The sequence below is a fragment of the Enterobacter cloacae complex sp. EB5 genome, assembly GCF_031432835.1.
Classification (GTDB): domain Bacteria; phylum Pseudomonadota; class Gammaproteobacteria; order Enterobacterales; family Enterobacteriaceae; genus Enterobacter; species Enterobacter hormaechei_C.
In genome coordinates this window covers 4,403,741-4,424,348 of sequence record NZ_CP133860.1, presented here as the reverse complement: position 1 = coordinate 4,424,348, position 20,608 = coordinate 4,403,741, and the positions used below count along the sequence as shown (strand labels likewise).

General features: G+C 57.9%; 16 protein-coding genes and 4 pseudogenes. 9 read left to right on the top strand and 11 right to left on the bottom strand.

Features of this window, described 5'->3' with window-relative positions:
* Positions 1–4: 4 nt before the first annotated feature.
* Positions 5–607: pseudogene (locus RHN82_RS21265) on the bottom strand (replication endonuclease); the annotation flags it as partial.
* 202 nt (positions 608–809) lie between these two features.
* Between RHN82_RS21265 and RHN82_RS21260 the strand changes: the two are divergent.
* A pseudogene (locus RHN82_RS21260) lies at positions 810–1,309 on the top strand (replication protein B).
* 125 nt (positions 1,310–1,434) lie between these two features.
* On the opposite strand, the pseudogene RHN82_RS21255 reads toward RHN82_RS21260, so the two are convergent.
* The 8 genes and pseudogenes from RHN82_RS21255 to RHN82_RS21220 all read right to left on the bottom strand — a co-directional run.
* A pseudogene (locus RHN82_RS21255) lies at positions 1,435–1,659 on the bottom strand (methyl-accepting chemotaxis protein); the annotation flags it as partial.
* Between the two features lie 95 nt (positions 1,660–1,754).
* Positions 1,755–2,771: a LacI family DNA-binding transcriptional regulator gene (locus tag RHN82_RS21250; protein WP_017693400.1), complete on the bottom strand. Its 1,017-nt coding sequence runs from the start codon at positions 2,769–2,771 to the stop codon at positions 1,755–1,757.
* 28 nt (positions 2,772–2,799) lie between these two features.
* Positions 2,800–4,206, bottom strand: coding sequence for a sucrose-6-phosphate hydrolase (locus tag RHN82_RS21245; RefSeq protein ID WP_047051093.1), 1,407 nt, complete (start codon positions 4,204–4,206; stop codon positions 2,800–2,802).
* Complete coding sequence (locus RHN82_RS21240) at positions 4,206–5,576, bottom strand: sucrose-specific PTS transporter subunit IIBC (protein WP_003857085.1); 1,371 nt, start codon at positions 5,574–5,576, stop codon at positions 4,206–4,208. The genes RHN82_RS21245 and RHN82_RS21240 overlap by 1 nt, the downstream gene beginning before the upstream one ends.
* Positions 5,577–5,642: 66 nt before the next feature.
* A complete protein-coding gene (locus RHN82_RS21235; protein ID WP_047051092.1) occupies positions 5,643–7,160 on the bottom strand; it encodes a carbohydrate porin in 1,518 nt (505 codons plus the stop codon).
* Between the two features lie 171 nt (positions 7,161–7,331).
* The gene (locus tag RHN82_RS21230; protein WP_047051091.1) at positions 7,332–8,228 is read right to left on the bottom strand and encodes an aminoimidazole riboside kinase; all 897 of its coding nucleotides are present in this window, start codon (positions 8,226–8,228) and stop codon (positions 7,332–7,334) included.
* A gap of 88 nt (positions 8,229–8,316) precedes the next feature.
* Positions 8,317–9,528: a diguanylate phosphodiesterase gene (locus RHN82_RS21225; protein ID WP_047051090.1), complete on the bottom strand. Its 1,212-nt coding sequence runs from the start codon at positions 9,526–9,528 to the stop codon at positions 8,317–8,319.
* Between the two features lie 71 nt (positions 9,529–9,599).
* Positions 9,600–11,087, bottom strand: a pseudogene (locus RHN82_RS21220) (alpha/beta hydrolase).
* A gap of 267 nt (positions 11,088–11,354) precedes the next feature.
* On the opposite strand from RHN82_RS21220, the gene RHN82_RS21215 reads away from it, so the two are divergent.
* The 7 genes from RHN82_RS21215 to RHN82_RS21185 are packed head-to-tail and all read left to right on the top strand — an operon-like array spanning position 11,355 to position 18,183.
* Entirely contained in the window at positions 11,355–12,209 is an 855-nt protein-coding gene (locus tag RHN82_RS21215) for a MurR/RpiR family transcriptional regulator (RefSeq protein WP_003857080.1), read from the top strand.
* A gap of 12 nt (positions 12,210–12,221) precedes the next feature.
* Entirely contained in the window at positions 12,222–12,794 is a 573-nt protein-coding gene (ddpX, locus tag RHN82_RS21210; RefSeq protein ID WP_045345154.1) for a D-alanyl-D-alanine dipeptidase, read from the top strand.
* A gap of 15 nt (positions 12,795–12,809) precedes the next feature.
* A complete protein-coding gene (locus tag RHN82_RS21205; RefSeq protein ID WP_003857078.1) occupies positions 12,810–14,342 on the top strand; it encodes an ABC transporter substrate-binding protein in 1,533 nt (510 codons plus the stop codon).
* Between the two features lie 23 nt (positions 14,343–14,365).
* Positions 14,366–15,388: an ABC transporter permease gene (locus tag RHN82_RS21200; protein WP_003857077.1), complete on the top strand. Its 1,023-nt coding sequence runs from the start codon at positions 14,366–14,368 to the stop codon at positions 15,386–15,388.
* On the top strand, positions 15,385–16,281 hold the full coding sequence (gene ddpC / locus RHN82_RS21195; protein WP_045906673.1) for a D,D-dipeptide ABC transporter permease: 897 nt from the start codon (positions 15,385–15,387) through the stop codon (positions 16,279–16,281). The genes RHN82_RS21200 and ddpC overlap by 4 nt, the downstream gene beginning before the upstream one ends.
* A complete protein-coding gene (locus RHN82_RS21190) occupies positions 16,278–17,264 on the top strand; it encodes an ABC transporter ATP-binding protein (RefSeq protein WP_017693394.1) in 987 nt (328 codons plus the stop codon). The genes ddpC and RHN82_RS21190 overlap by 4 nt, the downstream gene beginning before the upstream one ends.
* Positions 17,257–18,183 carry an ABC transporter ATP-binding protein gene (locus tag RHN82_RS21185; RefSeq protein ID WP_047051089.1) on the top strand — a complete coding sequence of 309 codons (927 nt, stop codon included), beginning with the start codon at positions 17,257–17,259 and terminating at the stop codon, positions 18,181–18,183. The genes RHN82_RS21190 and RHN82_RS21185 overlap by 8 nt, the downstream gene beginning before the upstream one ends.
* A gap of 45 nt (positions 18,184–18,228) precedes the next feature.
* Here RHN82_RS21185 and RHN82_RS21180 read toward each other — a convergent pair whose 3' ends face one another.
* Positions 18,229–18,657, bottom strand: coding sequence for an OsmC family protein (locus RHN82_RS21180; RefSeq protein WP_003857069.1), 429 nt, complete (start codon positions 18,655–18,657; stop codon positions 18,229–18,231).
* Between the two features lie 69 nt (positions 18,658–18,726).
* Positions 18,727–19,614 (bottom strand): LysR family transcriptional regulator, encoded by an 888-nt coding sequence (locus tag RHN82_RS21175; protein WP_072189980.1) that lies wholly within the window; start codon positions 19,612–19,614, stop codon positions 18,727–18,729.
* 111 nt (positions 19,615–19,725) lie between these two features.
* Here RHN82_RS21175 and RHN82_RS21170 point away from each other — a divergent pair, with 111 nt between their 5' ends.
* The gene (locus RHN82_RS21170; protein WP_047051099.1) at positions 19,726–20,577 is read left to right on the top strand and encodes a Vmh family MBL fold metallo-hydrolase; all 852 of its coding nucleotides are present in this window, start codon (positions 19,726–19,728) and stop codon (positions 20,575–20,577) included.
* Positions 20,578–20,608: the final 31 nt, after the last annotated feature.

Sequence of the window (20,608 nt, the reverse complement as noted above, 5' to 3'; positions counted from 1 at the left end):
GTATCTAATCGTGGGGGCAGGTCAGCACTAATTCGCCCAGAATTAAGGTAGCACCACGAGCCAAGAGCTCTAATTCACGATTGTCTAAGGCAATGCCCTTCTGACTCAAATCGAAACGAATTTTCGCCACACGCTCCCTTTCGGGCTTAGTCATCCTAGCTGAGGGCGCTTGCTCGCTCGTTTTGAGCGATGCATTGCTTCTTTGTTGAGGATTCTTGCGAGGCCTTCCAGCTTTTAACGCGCCGTTCAGTACTTTCACGGCGTCTGGCTCATTCCAGCCGATAACCCCGCGCTCAATTAGATTTAACACCGCTGCGGCTTGCTCAGACTGTGTGGGGGTCATAACTGAATCGTCCCCGGCGGTAAGCTTTCCACAGTTATTGACAGGACTCCGAGGCGTGGCAGAGCCGCTTTTTAAGGTCAAAGGCTCAACGGCCAAAACCTTTGGAACGATGCGCCATTCGGCTGTACGGGTTACATGGACACGATGAGCCCCGAGATGAGGGGCATAAATCCCGATAACCCTCTCGATATCTTCCTCGTATACGTTGACCTCATCAGTCACCTTACGGGTGACCCTGACGGCCTGAGCATCACGCGGCATGTTTGGCTGATGTGGCTCGGATTAGGGGAGCCAGTATGAAGAATGAACCTCGTTGTATTGCACAGTTGCTTCGAAGAGAAAACCCTCATCCGATCAACTTCACTATCACTCACGGTCGCGGACGCAAGGGCATCATCATCCGAACCCGTAAGACGGGTGTTATCGAGAAGCTTCGTCGCTTAGTCAAAAAGAGAGGACTGTGGTTATGACGGTAATGACACTTGATGTGATCCAGAAGCAACCAACAGCACTTCGCGGTTTAGTCTGCAAGTATCTGGCTCAGCCTCGCTGACAGGACACTTGCGATTTTTACAGTCAGATGATGGAGCGGGAGCGTCTTACGGTTTGTTTCCACGCTCAATTAAAACAGCGGCACTCTGTCATGCGTTAGAGGAAATGACCGAAGCCGATCGTGAGCGTCTTGTTTGTGCGCTTGATGAATTGAGAACTGCATTTTCCCGGCACCGCCAACTTGGCGCGTCAAAAGCAACTTTCATCAGCCGCCTGACCGTTAGTCAAAGGCGCTCACTGTATCTTCATGCGGGACTGACAGAGCAGGAATTTATGATGCCGCACTGGCGTTTGAATGAAGAGGACTGTTACTGGCGTGACAAACTTTTCCGCGCTCTGCAAGAGCTGTTCAGCCTTTTTGAGTACGCCCCAACTATTTTAACCTCGGTAAAACCTGAGCAGTATTTACATTAATTAATCTGGATTCGACTAATTACGCGCCTTACAGCGTGGGGACTCCTTTTGCCCGGAGATAGGCATATGCAAGAACAAAATACAGCGCAGCGGGGGATGTATTCAGCACATCTGACGCAGGCAGTAGCGTCCCCCGCTTCCACCATTTTCACATACTCCATAACCCTGACGCGCAGGGTTCGACTGTGGTTAATGGGATCAATAATGGACAAAACCACCTGAATTTCTTTGTTCACATTATCCAGCGAAGTATTACTTTTAATGATGAGCCCAACGCTGGTGATAGTGCTGGCCACAAAGAAGAAAAGCAGGGAAAACAGGATAATCAGGGATGATTTTTTCAACGACATAACACACCTCAGGGATATAATTTCCCTTTGGTTACCGGCTGAATCCAATCTTTAATTAATTAAAGTTATTGATCTCACCCTCAGACGTTACCCTGTCACTCCACGGCCTTGTATCGCCGTTGCAGGGTGGCATCCAGCTTACGCTGGATCGGCTCCGGCGTTTCCCCTTCAATCAGTTTGCCAATCAGATCAAAGCAGTGCCAGGCGAGCTGGCGGTTATCCTGACGAACGGTATCGACAGGAATGGTCAGAGAATCATAGAGATAGTGATCGTCAAAGCTGGCCAGACGCATATCGCTTTGCAGCAGATTATGTTGCCCCATATAGCGCAACACCCCTTCCAGCAGACCGCAAGCGGCGGTAAAGAGGGCTTTTGGCGGGCGGCCCAGGCGCGCGCAAAGCTCGGCAAACATTTCGTAGCCGGAGCTCGGATGGTAATTACCATGAATGATCCACTCCGGACGTAACTCGACGCCAGCGTCACGCAGCCCCTGCTTAAACCCTTCAAGACGGTCACGCGTCGGGGAAAGCCGCGGCTGACCGCCGAGGAAATAAAACTCATCCGGATGCTGGCGCGCGATGTCGGCCACCAGTGTGGCGGTTGGGGTAATTGAATCGGTGAGAACCAGCGGCAGAGAACTGTCGTTCATATGACGGTCAAAGAGCACAACGGGTAACTGTTCGCTCAGCTTTTGATAGTCCGCGTCGTTGAGCATGCTGGAGGCGACAATCAGCCCGTCCACCTGGCGGGCCACCATGTTATTGACCACCACCGTCTCCTGGCCCGGATTTTCATCGCTACAGGAGATCAGCAGCTGAACACCCGCCTCTCGGCAAAGGGTCTCCAGCTCATGAGAAAAAACGGCAAACCCGTAGTTGGTGATTTCCGGCACCACCAGACCAATGGTGTGGCTGCGGTTGTCCCGCAGCGAACGGGCGTGAATGCTGGGCTGATAATGATGTTCTTTGGCAATCGCCAGCACGCGCTCGCGCGTCTCCTCCGCCACCCGAAGCTCTTTGCTGCGGCCGTTCAGAACCAGACTGGCGGTGGCTTTTGAAACCCCCGCCAGCTCCGCGATATCTTTAATGGTGACGCGTTTTGTTTTTCTCACAACGACTTAGATCCGGCTGCCAAAACCTTTATTCTATCATGCAGCTGCGCAGCGACCAGTAGCGTAATGTGATGTCGGACGCACCTTCGAAGCGTACCTGGGCCGGATGGTCAGGAAAATAGCGGCTGCTCATGACGCCTTCACCGTGATTGATGAATATTTCGACGCTGGAACGGTCGCACAGCACGCGTAAATGATGAACATTGCCCTGCCAGTAGCGGGTCAGCGTCTCTCCGGTTTCCAGGCTGGCGCGTTCCAGGCGGATCCCCTCATCATTCACAATCAGCCGCAACGCGCCGGCAAAATCCACGTTCACGCTCGATGCGCTCAGTTCGAACTCAAGACGCGCTCCCGCCAGCACCGGGGCATCGCTGGCGCGTCCCTGCCAGTGATGTTCATCCTCGCGCAGCGTTTCCAGCTCACGGACCGGGGTTTGCCAGAGCTTACCGTCGCGGTAGCGCAGCTCGCGAGGACAGGTCATCTGGTGGATCCAGCCGTGCGCCCGCGTAGGCTGGAGCATCTCTTCGCCGTCCGGCACACCCATCCAGCCGATGAGGATGCGGCGGCCATCTTCTGCCACCGTGGTTTGCGGCGCGTAAAATTCGAAACCGGCGTCAAGCTCATGCAGCTCGCCGTGCGCAAATGCAGGCGTCTGATAATCAAATGCGCCGCTCATCCAGACGGCCGGATAGGTGTTGAGATAGCGATGCGGTTCGCGCGCCAGCCCCTGCGGGCAGCAGATCAAGACGTGTGTGCCATCAAGCGCAAACAGATCCGGGCACTCCCACATATAGCCCGCGTCCGTCAGTCCGTTGACGCCGTGACCAGCGATTTCGCCGCAGGACGCCCAGGTGTGTAAATCGGCTGACGTAAACAGCAGCACCTTGCCGCGCTGCTGTCGATCCTGCGCGCCGAGCACCATGTACCACAGCCCGTCATGGCGCCACACTTTTGGATCGCGGACGTGCCCGGTGTACCCGTCCGGCAGGGGCAGCACCGGTCCCAGTTTGGCAAACGTGCCATCGTCATTTTGCACCGCCAGACACTGCCAGGCGGTGCGGCCGCCATCGTCAAACTTAACGTTGCCGGTATAGCACAGGGTCAGCACGCCGTTGTTAACCACGGCGCTGCCGGAGTAACAGCCATTGCGGTCATACTCTTCGTCAGGCATCAGCGCCATTGGCTCGTGCTGCCAGTGCACCAGATCTGCTGAGCTCCAGTGCCCCCAGCACTTGTAGCGATGATCGCAGCCCAGCGGGTTCCACTGATAAAACAGATGGTAGCGCCCGGCAAACCAGATAAACCCGTTCGGATCGTTCATGAGCCCCGTCACCGGCGCGGGATGCCACTGCGGATAGTGGCTGTCCGCCAGCGCACGCGGCTGGCCTTGCATCACGGCCTGCAACACGGCAGGCCAGCGGGAAGATAAGGTCATTATTCAGAGTCCGTTTTATATTTCAGCAGCAGAGAGACGGTGAACGCCACGCCAAACGCAATCACCATGCCGATAATATAGTTGAGCAGTGAGCTGGCCTGGACAATCGCCATGCCGGGAAGCGCGGTCAGGCCAACGGCGGTCATGTAGACATGCACCGACACCACCCAGGCACCGCCCGCTGCGCCACCGATCAGCGCCGCGATAAACGGCTTCACAAAACGCAGGTTGATGCCAAAAATTGCCGCTTCGGTGATGCCAAGCATCGCGGAAAACGCCGACGGTAAGGTAATGGCTTTGATTTTGGCATCGCGGGTTTTGAACCACACCGCCAGACACGCCCCGCCCTGCGCCACGTTCGCCATCGCCCAGATCGGCAGCAGGAAGTTAACGCCAATCGACGGATTACCCAGCAGCCCGGCTTCAATGGCGTGGAAGCTGTGGTGAATGCCGGTAATGACAATCACCGAATAGAGCCCACCAAACAGCAGCCCGGCCAGCCAGCCCGCGTGGGCAATCAGGGTGCTGAGAATGAAGGAGATCCCGTCGCCCAGCGCGCGTCCCGCCGGGCCAATAATCAACAGCGCTATGAAGCCGGAGATAATGACGGTCAGGAACGGCGTCAGGATCAGATCTAACGCATCCGGTATTGCCCGGCGCAGCTGTTTTTCCACAATGCTCATAAACCACACCGCCAGCAGCACCGGGAAGACGGTTCCCTGATAGCCAATCATGGCGATTTCAAGACCGAAGAAGTTCATGGTGTGGAAGCCGGACGCTACGCCCCAGGCGTTGGTCAGCGCCGGGTGCGTCAGAATGCCGCCGAGCGTAGCCCCCAGATAGGGGTTGCCGCCAAACTCCCGCGCGGCGGTGAAGCCAATCAGGATCGGCAGAATAATAAACGCCGCCGAGCTGCACATATCCAGCATGATATAGAGCGCGTTATCCGGATTAACCCAGCCGTAGGTTTTAACCATCCCCAACAGGCCCATCAGCAGACCCGAAGCCACGATCGCCGGGATAATCGGCACGAAGATGTTGGAGAGCAGACGCGCGATACGCTGGAACGGGTTCAGCTTGCGGGCCGCAATATCCGCCGCTTCCGATTTACTGGACTCGCTAATCCCAGCCGCCTGAATAAACGCGGCGTAAACCTTATTCACCACCCCGGTGCCGAAGATCACCTGCATCTGCCCGGCGTTTCGAAAACAGCCTTTCACGCCTTCAACCTTGCCGATAGCCTGCTGGTCGGCAAGCGCATCATCGACCAGCACCAGACGAAGGCGCGTGGCGCAATGTGCCGCGCTGGCGATGTTCTCTTTGCCACCGAGCAGCGGAATAAGCTCGCGCGCAATATGATTAAAATCCATAGATACCTCTTCCTGACCTCTTTTTATGGTGTTCGAAACGCCCCCGCGATGCGGGAGCGTGAAGGGTTAAAACCAGGTTTCCATCTGCACCCCAAAGTTCCATTCCCCGCCCGCGTTGAAGCCGCTGCTGCCAAAGGCGTCATCGCTGGCGTAGTTATCCAGCTTGCTGCTCCAGTCCATCCAGGTGGCGAACAGGCGCAGCTCCGGACGGCTGAAGAAATCGCCAATCTTGCCCGCCTTTAACGTCGGGGCGAAGGTCAGCTTGTAGAAGCTACCGTTAACCGCATTGCGATCCTTATAGCCTTCCGGGTTTAAATCCATGTACTGATAGCTGCCCTCGAACGCGAGGGCGAAATTCTGGGTCACCTCTTTGATCAGACGCGTATTGAGCGTGACCCACTCATAGCTGTCGCCCTTCACGTAGCGGTCCTTACTGCTTTGCGCCAGCACGGCGGGCGCAATGTGCCAGCCACCGCCCAGCGGCGTGACACCGTAACTTGCAAAACGCCAGGTATCGGCTTCTGACAGTAGCGCGCCGTCTGAACCAATGCTTTTCACCTCGGCGCCCAGACCGTGGCCGTAAAGCAGCGCCGTTTTGGCGGAACCTTCCCGCAGGCCGTAGAAGCTCTCGTTATGCAGACCAACCAGCGCATGTACCCCGTTATTGGCCGCGTCGGTTTTAATCGGATCGCCGTTGCTGTCCTTACGGTCGTCATTATCTTTTGCCCGTAAGCCGCTGACCATCATCTGCACCGGCCCGGCGAAGTGATTCATGCTGAGGATGTAGTTCTGAACGTTGTTGTCGATCTCCTCTTCGCTGCCGAAGTTACGGCCATAAAGGGAGAAGTTACTGCGCAGCGTATCGTTCCACTTCACGTCGTAGACGCCGCCGCCGGTCCCGGCGAGAAACACCACGTCGGAATCCAGCCAGTGAATGTCGAAGTTGTCGCGGTCAAAACGCTTACCCGCCCAGAAGGTACTGCCCTTCAGCGCGCCGGTAAAGTCCGGCAAATTGCCCAGCTCGGCAAAGGCCTGACGAATGTTCAGGTCACTGCTGTCTGCCGACCAGTCGTTATAGGTTTTCTGGCCGTCGGCCAGCATCGCCTTAAAGCGCGTCGTCGCACCATTCTCCAGCGTCTGTTTGTGCTCAACATTCAGCTCAACGTAGGTATCAGCTTCGTTCCCCAGACGCCCGATGGCCCCACCCGTTTCCCCGGCGGGCGTCAGATAAGGGCCGCTTTTGCTGCTGGAGGCCGCGTCGTTCATCAGCAGGCCGGAACGGGCGTAACCGTGAAATTCAAAACCGCCTGTCCGGTCGGCTTTCTCTTCCAGCGCCGTGGTACGTTGCGCCACCGCCTGTGTGGAGGTTTGTGCTTCCTGCTGCGCCGCCACCAGCTGCTGCGTTTTCTGTTCCGCTGCCGTGGCGCGCTTTTCAGCAACCTGCGCGCGGGTTTCCGCCTCCTGCAAACGCTGCTCCAGCGCCGCCAGGCGCGCTTCGATACGGGACATATCCATCTGGGCAAAAACAGAGGTACTGCCGGCCAGCATGCCTATCATCACGGCAAGTCTGCGTTTTTTATACATTTTGTCGCATCCCTAATAACTATCGGTGAAAGTGCTAAATTGCTAAACCGGTTTAGGTTGGTGATACTAGACCGTTGAATTTTGGATCGGCAACGTTTTTTGCTAAACCGTTTTAGTAAGTGTGATCGAGGCGACAATTCAGGCCGCCGACCGGAGGCCTGGAGAGGTGATTTACAGTTCGTGATGATAAGGTAGCGCGGTCATTGCCCCTTTTGCGGTTGTCGCCAGCGCCCCGCAGCGCTGCGCCAGCGTGATGACCTCTGAGAGACGGGCCTGGCCATCACGAGCCAGACCGAACAGCAGCCCGGCGACGAAAGCATCCCCCGCACCGGTGGTATCAATGCATTCCACGGGTGATGCAGAATAGTGTGTCAACGCGCCTTCCTGCCAGGCGGTGACGCCCTCTTTTCCCTGCGTCACCAGCACCAGCCTGGCCGGACAGGTGCGCATCAGCGCAGCCAGCCCCTCATGGACCTGCGCATTTCCGGTTAAGAACGCCAGCTCTTCCACCGAGATTTTCACCACATCTGCACAGGCTAATGCCCGCTCAAGACACTCGCGCAGCTCGACTTCATCGTGCCAAAGATCGGCGCGGATATTGGGGTCAAAGCTGACGAATCCCCCCGCCTGTCTGATCGCGGCCATCGCCTGAAACGTCGCGGAACGGCTGGGTTCGGCGCTGAGCGCGATAGAGCAGACGTGCAGCCACTCCCCGGCGCGGAATGGCGGGAGATCGGCAGAGTCGAGGAATAAATCAGCGCTCGGGCGAACCATAAAGGTAAAGGAACGTTCACCGTCGTTATCGAGATCCACCACCACCGTGGAGGTGCGATGCTGCGGGTCCAGGCGCAGCCATTCTGTATTAACCTGGTCATCCGCAAGCGTTTTTTGCATAAAACGCCCGAAGGGGTCGTCGCCCACCCGGCCTATAAAGGCGCTTCTGCCGCCCAGACGCGCAATCCCTACCGCGACATTGGCCGGTGCGCCGCCCGGACATTGCAGCAGTTTACCCTCTCCGTCGGGCAACAGATCCACCACGGCATCGCCAAGTACCCAGATCGTCTCCATATCACCTTCTTAGCTAAATCATGTTAAACCGGTTTAGCTATTTAAGCACAGGCAGGGTGTCGGGGAAATATGGCGAGGGAAAATTTGCTTAACCCACCCGATGGGGCCAGTGAATATCACCCACACCGTTAAGCTGCGGGCGGGCGAATAAAAAGCCCTGGAAGCGGCGAATACCGGCGGATTCAAGCCAGCACCACTCTTCTATCTTCTCAATGCCTTCTGCGACCAGCGTAATCTCCAGATCGGTGCAGCAGCTGATTATCGACTTCACAATCGCCTGCTTGGGCCCGCTCAGGTGGATATCGCTGACGATCTCTCTGTCGATTTTGAGCTTATCCGGCTGAAACCGGGTGAGCAGTGAAAGACCAGCATAGCCGGAACCAAAATCATCTATCGCCAGCCCAACCCCTTCCGCCCGCAGCTGTTTAATGGCGCTGTTAAACTGGTTGAAGCCGGAAATCATCTCGTTCTCAGTGACTTCGATGACCACCTGCTCTGGCTGTAGACCGTGCTTTTTGATCTGCGTTACCAGGAACTCTACCGCCCCCGGCACGTTAACCAGCGACATTGGCAGCAGGTTCACCGCCAGTTTGTGGCTGCCGATGCCCAGCTTTTGCGCCAGCGCAAAGGTCCAGGCTTTGGTTTGCAGGTCGACTTCGTAAATCTGTTCACGATCGAGACTACGGAAGAAATGCTCCGGGCTGCCGCCGTCGTTTCCGCGTATAAGCGCTTCGAGAGAACTGATTTTGCCTTCGGACGGCTCGACAATGGGTTGCAGCGCAAACTGGCAGGGCTGTCCCGCCAGCAGACCTAACCCTTTACCAAACGGCGCGCGCTCTCGCGAAAGCGTCCATTTATCAGGCTCATAGTCCGAAGCGGGTGGGATAGCGGTTTTACCGGTGATAAAGGTCTGAATGAATTTGAAGACCCGATCCTCAGAAGTGAGATAGCTTTCCAGCTTGCTGTAATGCAGAACCGACGCCAGAACCGCTTTCGGGGTCAGAACGTCCAGGTCAAACAGCAGCATTCCCACGTCTTCGAAACGTCTGCGCGGGCCGTAATCGCGCATCAGCTCCACCACGCCGGTATGCCGGTCATCCGCACGGATGGTGTTAAAAAGCGCGACGACGCGCTGTTCCGTGCCTTCGAGAATTTGCAGAACGTCACGTCCACGGGAGAGAAGAATGCCTGAGATGCCCTGCTCCGTGTTACGGATCCTGGCCTGTTCAACCAGCGCGCTTAACGATGCGGAGGTGCAGGTTAAGCTCAGCTGGCTTCGATAAATAAGAGTTGTCAGCACAGAAACGGGGTCCGGTATGGGGTATACGCCTGAACGGTACTGTTTAACACAGTTCCCCGGTGTGACCTAATCTATTGTTGGGCTTGATTCTCCCCGATACGGCTGTCGATCCGCGTCTGCATGTAGTCATAGAACGGATTCGACGTCACGCGCATCAGCGCATCTTTGCCGACGCTCAGAACCGATGTTTCTCCCCACAGGGCTATCGTCCCGAGGCTGATACCGTAGTGGTTTTTCACCGCAGGATGGCGGCCATACAGATCGTCATCCGGCGGGAACGGAATGGCAACATGAGACAGGGAATAAACCTCCTGCGGATACGCCACCGACAGCGGCGCCACCGTTTCCCTGGTGCTGCCCGCAGGGGTTGTCTTTGCCACCATATCAAACCTGTCGGGGCTGGCATTGGTCACAATCGTGACACTGTAACGTCTTTTCGCCTCGGGCAGCAGGTCAGCCACCGCCGTCCAGGATGACGGCCTGAACAATGGACGGAAACTCCCGGCCTGGTTGATATCAAAAACCACCAGTTCGCTGCCGTTTGCCGGAAGCTAGTCAAACAGCCCGCTGACCACGGCGCGGGTACTGACCGTTGAATCCATGACCGACTGGAAAGCAAGTATCGGCGGGAGCTGCGCCAGTTTGTGATCATGAACATCGCGATTTATCTGCTCATGCAGCGCCTGGGTGAGTAGCCAGGACTGACGTGCCGCATTCACCGGGAACGAATTGTATTTATAAGGATTATATTCCGGCGAAATATTGAGCCACGCGGCTTTGGCAAACGCCGGTAACATGGCCGGTAGCCCGGCGAATCCGGCAAAGCGCGCAAACGCCGTGACGCCAATCATCGGTGAGAGCAAAACGATCTGCTGAGGTTTACGCAGTTCAGGCGCATCAAGAGCGTCGAGGGCGTATTTCATCGCCAGCGCCCCGCCGTTGGAGTAGCCCACCAGATGCAGGGGGAGATCGTTCCCCGTCAGGCGTGTCGCTTCACGAACCGCAAGGCGCGATGCGGCCAGCCAAGCCTCCCAGTCAACGTCTGTCAGCGCGCCCGGCGCCGTGCCGTGTCCGGGCAAACGAGGCACTACGGCCACAAAGCCGTGCTGTTGATAATTCACAGCCAGATGCCTGACGCTGTAGGGCGAATCCGTCAGACCGTGTAGCAATACCACCGCCCCGCGCGGCTTTCCGGCAGGCATCAGCACGAACGACCGGTTTGCATCCGGGGAAAAGTGTCCTGGCCACACCAGGCTCTGGCGGTAATAACGGTTCAGCGGCGTGCGCTCTGCGGGTGTGACATTCGCCGTCACCTCAGCGTCGAGAGCGGTGAAGATGGCGTTTTCCCGCGCGACATACGCTGCGAAGGTCGCGTTATCCATCTCCTGCACGGACATTTCGTCAGCCCGCCAGGTGTGCCAGTGATGCAGGGCCGGCCCCTGCTGCGAAAGATAAACCCGCACCGCCAGCAGCACGAGCACAATGATCCCGATGACCATCGCTATTTTTTTTGCGAGAGCCATCAGGCGCACGCTGACCCGCCAGGGCAAATTCGCCATGTGAGGCTCCCTCCCTTATCCACAGAGCGTTCATCTTACCAAAAAATGTGAAGAGGCTGACGTATTCACCAAATAGATACCGCTCTGGCCGGACACTGCACCAAAAGTGAACTACGCTGCACAAATGTTGAGCATCTGTTAAACAAATATTGCATTAACTTTGCTGCACAGCGCGTTTTCGCCGCAATGTGAACATGGCACGCGTCCTGCATTGTTAATCCGGTAACAGAAACCCGGACTTTGACAGCCAGTTAACAGCGAGGCGGTATGACGACCAAACCTGAGGTGTTGAGCCGTATCGAAGCGACCTTTAGCCAGCTCACCCCGAGCGAAAAACGGGTGGCAAGCTGGATGCTGGCGCACGTCGGGCAGATCCCCTTTGAAACGGCAGAGAGCGTGGCGCTGGCCACGGCAACCAGCGGGATCACCGTCGGACGCTTTCTGCGCAAGCTGGGCTATCGCAACCTGGACGACGCCAAAAAAAGCCTGCGCGATCCCCATCAGCCCTGGGGCATTAACGAGCGTCTCGACTCCTGGAAACAGCAACAGCCGCTGTCGGATCGCCTTCAGCACTCCCTGTCGCTGGAGGTGGACGCCATTGCCCATGTCTACCAGCTGGCGCAAAGCGAAACGTTCAGGCAGGTGGTCCAGCAACTTACCCATGCCGACGCCGTCTTCGTGCTGGGGATCCAGTCCACGCGCGGGATCGCCAATGCGTTCTTCAGCCATCTGGAGTACCTGCGCCCGCGGGTGAGCTATTCCGAAGGGCTCTCCGGTAGCTGGGTGGAGTCGCTTAATTCCGGCTTTGCGAACCCGTATATCGTGCTGACGGATACCCGCGCCTACTCCGCCATTGCCCGCCAGTACTGCCGCGTGGCGAGCGAAAAAGGCCTGGCGATGGCGCTGATCACCGATATCTGGTGCCCGTGGGCGCGGGATTACCCGATTGATTTACTCCAGGTGAAAACCGATACCGGCCATTTCTGGGATTCGCTGGCGCCGGTGAGCTGTCTGTTCAACCTGCTGCTGTCGGGCGTTGTGGAGGCGCTGGGGGATGCGCTGCCGGAACGTCTGGCAATCAACCGACAACTACAACAAGAGTTTGGACAATTTGAACGCTAAAGGAGCGGAGCTATGCCTGAAGAGAGTCAACTGATTGATGTGGCGAAAACCTTTCCCACGCTGCATATCGATCTGAAATACGCGACCGCCGATAACATCACCGGCCGCCCGATCTACCAGCACGCCGCGTGCCTGTTGCATACGGATGCCGCCACCGCGCTGGCGAAAGCGATCAGCATCGCCGCGCTGGCCGGTCTGAAGCTGGTGGTTTACGACGCCTACCGCCCCCAGCAGGCGCAGGCGCAACTCTGGGATGCCTGCCCCAATCCGGAATACGTGGTGGATGTCGCAATTGGCTCTAACCACAGCCGGGGCACCGCCATTGACGTCACGCTGATGGATGAACACGACAACGTGCTGGATATGGGCGCCGGGTTTGACGAAATGGACGACCGTTCTCATGCCTGGCACCCTTCCGTTCCGCCTGAGGCGCAGCGAAATCGTCTGCTCCTGAACGCCGTGATGTACGGCGGCGGTTTTGTGGGCATCAGCAGCGAGTGGTGGCATTTCGAACTGCCGAATGCCGCCAGCTACCCGCTGTTAGATGACCAGTTCGCCTGTTATCCGACCACACACTCACTCTAATTCTGGAGTCCGGCCATGAAAACAACGCTGCTTACAACCCTGATTGCCGCTACGCTCGCCCTGAGCGCCCCTCTCGCGCTGGCGGCGGTGCCAAAAGATATGTTGGTGATTGGGAAAGCTGCCGATCCGCAAACGCTGGATCCGGCGGTCACTATCGATAACAACGACTGGACGGTGACCTACCCCTCGTACCAGCGTCTGGTGAAATACAAGCCAGGCACCACGGAGGTGGAAGGCGATCTGTCGACGGGCTGGAAGGCGTCTGACGACCAGAAAGAGTGGACGTTCACCCTGGCAGATAATGCAAAATTCTCCGACGGCACGCCGGTGACCGCCGAAGCGGTAAAGCTGTCGTTTGAACGTCTGCTGAAAATCAACCAGGGACCTTCCGAAGCGTTCCCGAAAGATTTGAAAGTGGACGCGGTGGATGAGCATACGGTGAAATTCACCCTCAGCCAGCCGTTCGCCCCGTTCCTCTACACGCTGGCCAATGACGGCGCGTCGATCGTCAACCCGGCGGTGCTGAAAGCCAATGCCGCCGACGATGCGCGCGGTTTCCTGGCGCAAAACACCGCGGGTTCCGGACCGTTTATGCTGAAAAGCTGGCGGAAAGGTCAGCAGCTTGTGATGGTGCCCAACCCACACTGGCCGGGTGAAAAGCCGCACTTCAAGCGCGTCTCGGTGAAGATTATCGGTGAAAGCGCCTCGCGTCGCCTGCAACTTTCCCGTGGCGATCTGGATATCGCCGACGCCCTGCCGGTGGATCAGCTTGCTGCCCTGAAGCAGGAAGGCAAAGTGGCCGTGGCGGAATACCCGTCCCTGCGGGTGACCTATCTCTATCTGAACAACAGTAAGCCTCCGATGAATCAGGTGGATTTGCGCCGCGCGGTCTCCTGGGCCACCGATTATCAGGGGATGGTGAAAGGCATTCTCAGCGGGAACGGCAAGCAGATGCGCGGCCCGATCCCGGAGGGCATGTGGGGCTTCGATGCGAACGCCATGCAGTACAGCTTTGACGAGGCTAAGGCCAAAGCGGCGCTGGAGAAAGTCAACGATAAACCGGCCAGCCTGACGTTCCTCTACTCCGATAACGACCCGAACTGGGAGCCTATCGCCCTCTCCACGCAGGCGAGCCTGGGCAAGCTGGGGATTAACGTCAAGCTTGAGAAACTGGCGAACGCCACCATGCGCGACCGCGTCGGCAAAGGTGATTATGACATTGCGATTGGTAACTGGAGCCCGGACTTCGCTGACCCGTACATGTTCATGAACTACTGGTTCGAATCGGACAAAAAAGGGCTGCCGGGGAACCGCTCATTCTATGAGAACAAAGAGGTCGATGCATTGTTGCAGGCGGCACTGAAAACCACCGATCAGGCGGAACGCACCAAAGATTACCAGCAGGCGCAGAAAGTAGTGATTGACGAGGCGGCTTACGTTTATCTGTTCCAGAAGAACTACCAGCTGGCGATGAACAAAGAGGTCAAAGGCTTCACCTTTAATCCGATGCTTGAGCAGGTCTTTAACATCGCCACCATGAGTAAGTAACGGCCCACGCCGGGAGGAAGTGTATGACGTTCTGGAGCATTGTGCGCCAGCGCTGCTGGGGGTTAATCCTGGTGGTGGCCGGTGTCTGTATTATTACTTTTATTATTTCACACCTGATCCCCGGCGATCCGGCCCGCCTGCTGGCCGGTGACCGCGCCAGCGATGAAATTGTGCAGGGCATCCGCCAGCAGCTGGGGCTGGATCAACCGCTCTATATTCAGTTTGGCCGCTATGTAGAGGCGCTGGCGCACGGCGATCTGGGCACCTCCATTCGCACCGGTCGCCCCGTTGCGGAAGATTTGAAAGCCTTTTTCCCCGCCACGCTGGAGCTGGCGTTCTGCTCTTTGCTGCTGGCGCTGGTGATTGGCGTACCGCTGGGCATTTTATCGGCGGTGTACCGTAACCGCTGGCTGGATCACCTGGTGCGACTGATGGCGATGACGGGCATCTCGACGCCTGCCTTCTGGCTGGGACTGGGGGTTATCGTTCTGTTCTACGGGCAACTGCAAATTCTGCCCGGCGGCGGCAGGCTGGACGACTGGCTCGATCCGCCTGCCCACGTTACCGGCTTTTATCTGCTGGACGCCCTGCTGGAAGGCAACGGCGAAGTGTTTTTCAACGCCCTACAGCACCTGATTCTCCCCTCCCTGACCCTGGCCTTTGTGCATCTGGGTATTGTGGCGCGTCAGGTGCGTTCCGCGATGCTGGAGCAGCTGAGCGAGGATTATATTCGTACCGCCCGCGCGAGCGGGTTGCCGGGCTGGTACATCGTGCTGCGCTACGCCTTACCCAACGCCATGATCCCCTCCATTACCGTGCTCGGGCTGGCGCTGGGCGATCTGCTGTATGGGGCAGTCCTTACCGAAACCGTGTTTGCCTGGCCGGGAATGGGAGCCTGGGTGGTGACCTCCATTCAGGCGCTGGACTTCCCTGCCGTCATGGGCTTCGCGGTCGTGGTATCGCTGGCCTATGTCTTCGTCAATCTGGTGGTGGATCTGCTGTATCTGTGGATCGACCCGCGAATCGGGCGCGGAGGTGCCGAATGATGTTAACTCAGGAAACGCCCGTCCCCGTCAGCACCGCCAAACAGCGCATCAACTGGGCAAAGCTGTTCTGGATGCTACGCAAAAGCCCGCTCACGCTGATCGGCGGAGTGATTATGATCGTGATGCTGCTGATGATGGTGGTCTCGCCGTGGATAGTCCCGCACGATCCGAACGCGCTGGATCTGACCGCGCGATTGCAGGCGCCTTCAGCCCAGCACTGGTTTGGCACCGATGAGGTGGGCCGGGATCTGTTCAGCCGCGTGCTGGTGGGCAGCCAGCAGTCCATCACGGCGGGGCTGGCGGTGGTGGTGATTGCGGGCGGCATCGGTTCGCTGCTCGGCTGTTTGTCCGGCGTACTCGGCGGACGCGGCGACGCCATTATTATGCGCGTTATGGACATTATGCTCTCCATCCCCTCGCTGGTGCTGACGATGGCGCTGGCCGCCGCGCTCGGCCCAAGCCTGTTTAACGCGATGCTGGCGATTGCGATTGTACGCATTCCGTTTTACGTGCGGCTGGCACGCGGGCAAACGCTGGTGGTGCGCCAGTTCACCTACGTGCAGGCCGCCCGCACCTTTGGCGCATCGCGCTGGCACCTGATCAGCTGGCATATCCTGCGTAACGCCCTGCCGCCGCTGATCGTACAGGCGTCGCTGGATATCGGCAGCGCCATTCTGATGGCCGCCACGCTCGGCTTTATTGGATTAGGCGCGCAGCAGCCCACCGCCGAATGGGGCGCGATGGTGGCCGTGGGGCGTAACTACGTGCTTGACCAGTGGTGGTACTGTGCGTTTCCGGGGGCGGCAATTCTGATCACAGCGGTTGGGTTTAATCTGTTTGGCGATGGTCTTCGCGACCTGCTGGATCCCAAATCAGGAGGGAAGCAGTCATGAGTGATTCCGTATTATCGATTGAAGATTTGCACCTGAGCTTCCCTATTTTTCGCGGTGACGTCCACGCGCTCAACCACGTCTCGCTGGAGATTGGCCGGGGTGAAATTGTCGGCGTGGTGGGCGAATCCGGCTCGGGAAAATCGGTCACCGCGATGCTGGCGATGCGCCTGCTGCCGGAAGGCAGTTACCATGTTCACCATGGCCGGGTCACGCTGCTCGGGGAAGATGTTCTGAATGCGTCGGAAAAACAGCTTCGTCAGTGGCGCGGCGCCAGGGTGGCGATGATTTTTCAGGAGCCGATGACGGCGCTCAACCCCACGCGCCGGATTGGCAGGCAGATGGTGGAGGTGATCCGCCAGCATCAGTCGCTTTCCCGCCGCGACGCGCAGCAGAAGGCGATCGCCCTGCTGGGCGAGATGCAAATTCCGGATGCGGCACAGGTGATGGATCGCTATCCGTTTGAGCTTTCCGGCGGCATGCGCCAGCGGGTGATGATCGCCCTTGCCTTCTCCTGCGAGCCGGAGCTGATCATTGCCGATGAGCCGACCACCGCGCTGGACGTGACCGTTCAGCGTCAGGTGCTGCGTCTGCTGAAACACAAAGCGCGCGCCAGCGGGACGTCGGTGCTGTTTATCAGTCACGATATGGCGGTGGTGTCGCAGCTTTGTGACCGGATGTACGTTATGTACGCAGGCAGCGTGATCGAAAGCGGCAGCACGCAGACCTTGATCCACCATCCTGTTCATCCCTATTCGATTGGCCTGCTGCGGTGTGCTCCGGAAAATGGCGAACCGCGCGAGATCCTTCCGGCCATTCCCGGCACGGTGCCTAACCTCAGCCACCTCCCGCGCGGATGTGCTTTTCGCGAGCGTTGTTTTGCTGCCGGAGCGAAATGCAGCGAAACGCCGCGCTTAATTTCCACGGGCGCAGAAGGCCAGCAGGCTGCCTGCTGGTACCCACAACAGGAGACACGCCATGTCTGAGGTACTGCTGGAACTGGATAGCGTGCATGTGAATTTTCCTGCGCGCAAAAACTGGCTGGGGCGCGTGACGGAGCAGGTACACGCCCTCAACGGCATGGATCTCCGGATCCATCGCGGCGAAACGCTGGGCGTTGTAGGGGAATCCGGCTGTGGAAAGAGCACGCTGGCGCAGCTGCTGATGGGCATGCTCAAACCGAGTACCGGTGCCTGTCAGCGCGCGAATGCGGCAGGCAGTATGCAGATGGTATTTCAGGACCCGCTCTCGTCCCTCGATCCGCGTTTACCCGTCTGGCGCATCATCACCGAGCCGGTGTGGATACAGCAACGCCGCAGCGAACGGGAGCGTCGTCAGCTGGCTGAGACGCTGGCGCAGCAGGTGGGCATTCGGGCGGAATATCTTGACCGCCTGCCGCATGCGTTTTCGGGCGGACAGCGCCAGCGCATCGCTATTGCCCGGGCGCTCTCTTCGGATCCGGACATCATCGTGCTGGATGAACCCACCAGCGCGCTGGATATTTCCGTCCAGGCGCAGATCCTCAATTTGCTGGTTGCCCTGCAACAGCAGCGAAATCTGACCTACGTGCTGATCTCGCACAACGTCTCGGTGGTCCGGCACATGAGCGACCGGGTGGCGGTGATGTATCTGGGGCAAATTGTGGAGCTGGGTCCGGCGGACCAAGTGCTGGGCAAGCCGCGGCATCCGTATACGCAGCTGCTGCTTGACTCCGTTCCCCGTACCGGAGAACCGCTGGACGAAGATCTGGCATTACGCAAAACCGATCTCCCCGGTAATCGCCGCCTGCCTGATGGCTGCTACTTCCGCGACCGCTGCCCGCTGGCGATGCAGGGATGTGAACAGCCGCAACAGCTCCAGTCCTCTTCCGGGAGCCGAAGCGTGCGCTGCTGGCGTAACCGTTAGCTGGCGTAACCGTTAAAAGGAGCCGGGCATTTGCCCGGCCTGATATCAGTTGAGTTTGTAATCCAGCGTGATTTCGGCTTTCAACAGCTGCGACACCGGACAACCCGCCTTCGCTTTCTGAATAATGCCGTCGAACTGCTGCGGATCGATACCCGGTACCGTCACCTTGCTTTGCAGCGCCACTTTGCTGATGGCAAAACCGCTGTCGGTTTTATCCAGCGAAACGTCCGCCGTGGTATCGATGGAATCGGCGGTATAACCCGCTTCGCCCAGCATTAGCGACAGGGCCATGGAGAAACAGGCGGCGTGCGCTGCGCCAATCAGCTCTTCCGGGTTGGTCCCTTTTTCGCCCTCGAAGCGGGTATTAAAACCGTAAGGTTGCTGGTTAAGGACGCCACTCTCTGTTGAGACCGTCCCTTTGCCGCGTTTGATGTCGCCAGACCAGTGTGCTGAACCGTGCTTATGAATCGTCATTCTTGCTCTCCTTTTGGCTTACAAAGGGATAAGTATAGGACGCATAATCCATTTTGCAGGGAAGACAGACTAGTCTGAGCGCGTGGCAAGGTGGTTTGCCAGCGCGTCGAGGAACACACGCTGCGCCGCAGGCTGATAGTCTCGCGACTGATAAATACCAAAAATACCGATCGGTTTTGGCGTAAAGGCGCTGAGCACCGGCACCAGACTGCCCTGCCGTAGCGCCGCGTCGGCCTCGCGCTCGGGCAGCATGGCAATACCACAGTGGTTTATCGCCGCCTCCATCAGCAGTGACGAGATGCTGGCGCTGAGATTGCCGCTGACCGCCGTCGTGACTGGCTCCCCTTCGGGCGTCAAAAAACGCCACGACTGACCGGCAAAAAAGCTGTAATGCAGGCAGTTGTGCCGGGCTAAATCCTCCAGTTGCTCTGGAACGCCCCGGCTGGCAAGGTAGTGCGGCGAGGCGCAAAGCACGGACCGACACTCCCCCAGCCGGCGGGCGATCATGCCCGGTTCGGGGTTATCGGTGATGCGGATCGCCACGTCAATTCGCTCGCCCACCAGGCTTACCGGATGATTGTTAACATCCAGCTCGATGCGCAGCTGAGGGTAACGCTGCAACAGATCGGGCAGCACCGGAGCGATAATCTGCATCGCCGTAAAGTGCGCGCAGGCGACGCGAAGCGTGCCTGAGGGTAAATCCTTCACGGACTGATCTTCAATTTCCTGAGAAATTTGCGAGAGCGTGCGGGTCTTTTGCAGGACCTTCTCTCCCGCCGCCGTCAGCGTCAGCTTGCGGGTGGAGCGGTTCACCAGCCGCGCCCCGGCCCACTTCTCCATCTGCTCCAGATAACGGCTCACCATCGGACGGGAGATCCCCAGCGCCCGCGCCGCCGCGCTTAAACTCCCCAGCTCACAGATGCGGTTGTACACCTGGGCGGCAATAACGCGATCCATTCTGACCTCCATTTGCTCGATTTATGAAACTAAGCATCTCCTGTTTCAGGAATTCTGGCAAATGAAGAGATCCGTACAATAGAGACTTTCCTGAAGAACAGAGACATGACCATGACCATCGCCCGCCTTGCTTTGCTGACAACCCTTTTCACTCCGGCCGTCTTTGCCGCGCCGTTGACCGTTGATACGTATAACCCGCAGGAAAAAGGCATTTTTGCCGTCTCTTCCACCCTGGTATCTGGCCCGAAAGAGGCGGTACTGTTTGACGCCCAGTTCAGCGTGAAAGATGGCGAAGCGCTGGTAGAAAAAATTCGCCACAGCGGTAAAACGCTGAACAAAATCGTGATCACCTCCGGCGATCCGGATTTCTATTTCGGCCTGCAACCGCTGGTAAAAGCCTTCCCTAATGCCAAAGTTGTCGCCACGCAACAGGTGGTGGACCATATCAAGGCCACAAAAGACGCGAAGCTCGCCTTCTGGGGGCCACAGATGAAAGACGGCGCGCCGACGCAGCTCTACGTGCCGCAAGTGCTTGCCTCAACCACCTTTATGATTGACGGTGAAAGAGTGAATATTGAAGAGCCTGAGAGCTATGCGGCGTATGTCTGGATCCCATCCGCAAAAACCATCCTCGGCGGCACGGGCGTCTCATGGGGCATTCACGTCTGGACGGCGGATACCCAAACGCCGGAAAGCCGCAAACAGTGGCAGCAGACGCTGGATAGCATGGCAGCCCTTAAGCCCGAACACGTTATTCCGGGCCACTACCTTGGGACACCGCCAGCGGGGACCGGCGCTATCGACTTTACCCGTCGCTATCTACAGCAGTTTGAACAGGCCCTCACGGCAGATAAAGCGTCAACCGGCGTCATCAACACGATGAAAAAACAGTGGCCGACCCTGGCGGAAGCCAGTTCGCTGGAACTGAGTGCCAAAGTGAATACCGGCGAAATGAAGTGGTAATAGCCTGATTATCTCCTGCTATATTTAAATT

Coding starts and splice junctions, on each gene's coding strand:
- RHN82_RS21215 (WP_003857080.1), top strand. CDS start 11,355: ATGACGACCAAACCTGAGGTGTTGAGCCGTATCGAAGCGACCTTTAGC.
- RHN82_RS21205 (WP_003857078.1), top strand. CDS start 12,810: ATGAAAACAACGCTGCTTACAACCCTGATTGCCGCTACGCTCGCCCTG.
- ddpC (WP_045906673.1), top strand. CDS start 15,385: ATGATGTTAACTCAGGAAACGCCCGTCCCCGTCAGCACCGCCAAACAG.
- RHN82_RS21175 (WP_072189980.1), bottom strand. CDS start 19,614: ATGGATCGCGTTATTGCCGCCCAGGTGTACAACCGCATCTGTGAGCTG.
- RHN82_RS21240 (WP_003857085.1), bottom strand. CDS start 5,576: ATGGATTTTAATCATATTGCGCGCGAGCTTATTCCGCTGCTCGGTGGC.
- RHN82_RS21190 (WP_017693394.1), top strand. CDS start 16,278: ATGAGTGATTCCGTATTATCGATTGAAGATTTGCACCTGAGCTTCCCT.
- RHN82_RS21200 (WP_003857077.1), top strand. CDS start 14,366: ATGACGTTCTGGAGCATTGTGCGCCAGCGCTGCTGGGGGTTAATCCTG.
- RHN82_RS21245 (WP_047051093.1), bottom strand. CDS start 4,206: ATGACCTTATCTTCCCGCTGGCCTGCCGTGTTGCAGGCCGTGATGCAA.
- ddpX (WP_045345154.1), top strand. CDS start 12,222: ATGCCTGAAGAGAGTCAACTGATTGATGTGGCGAAAACCTTTCCCACG.
- RHN82_RS21230 (WP_047051091.1), bottom strand. CDS start 8,228: ATGGAGACGATCTGGGTACTTGGCGATGCCGTGGTGGATCTGTTGCCC.
- RHN82_RS21185 (WP_047051089.1), top strand. CDS start 17,257: ATGTCTGAGGTACTGCTGGAACTGGATAGCGTGCATGTGAATTTTCCT.
- RHN82_RS21180 (WP_003857069.1), bottom strand. CDS start 18,657: ATGACGATTCATAAGCACGGTTCAGCACACTGGTCTGGCGACATCAAA.
- RHN82_RS21170 (WP_047051099.1), top strand. CDS start 19,726: ATGACCATCGCCCGCCTTGCTTTGCTGACAACCCTTTTCACTCCGGCC.
- RHN82_RS21235 (WP_047051092.1), bottom strand. CDS start 7,160: ATGTATAAAAAACGCAGACTTGCCGTGATGATAGGCATGCTGGCCGGC.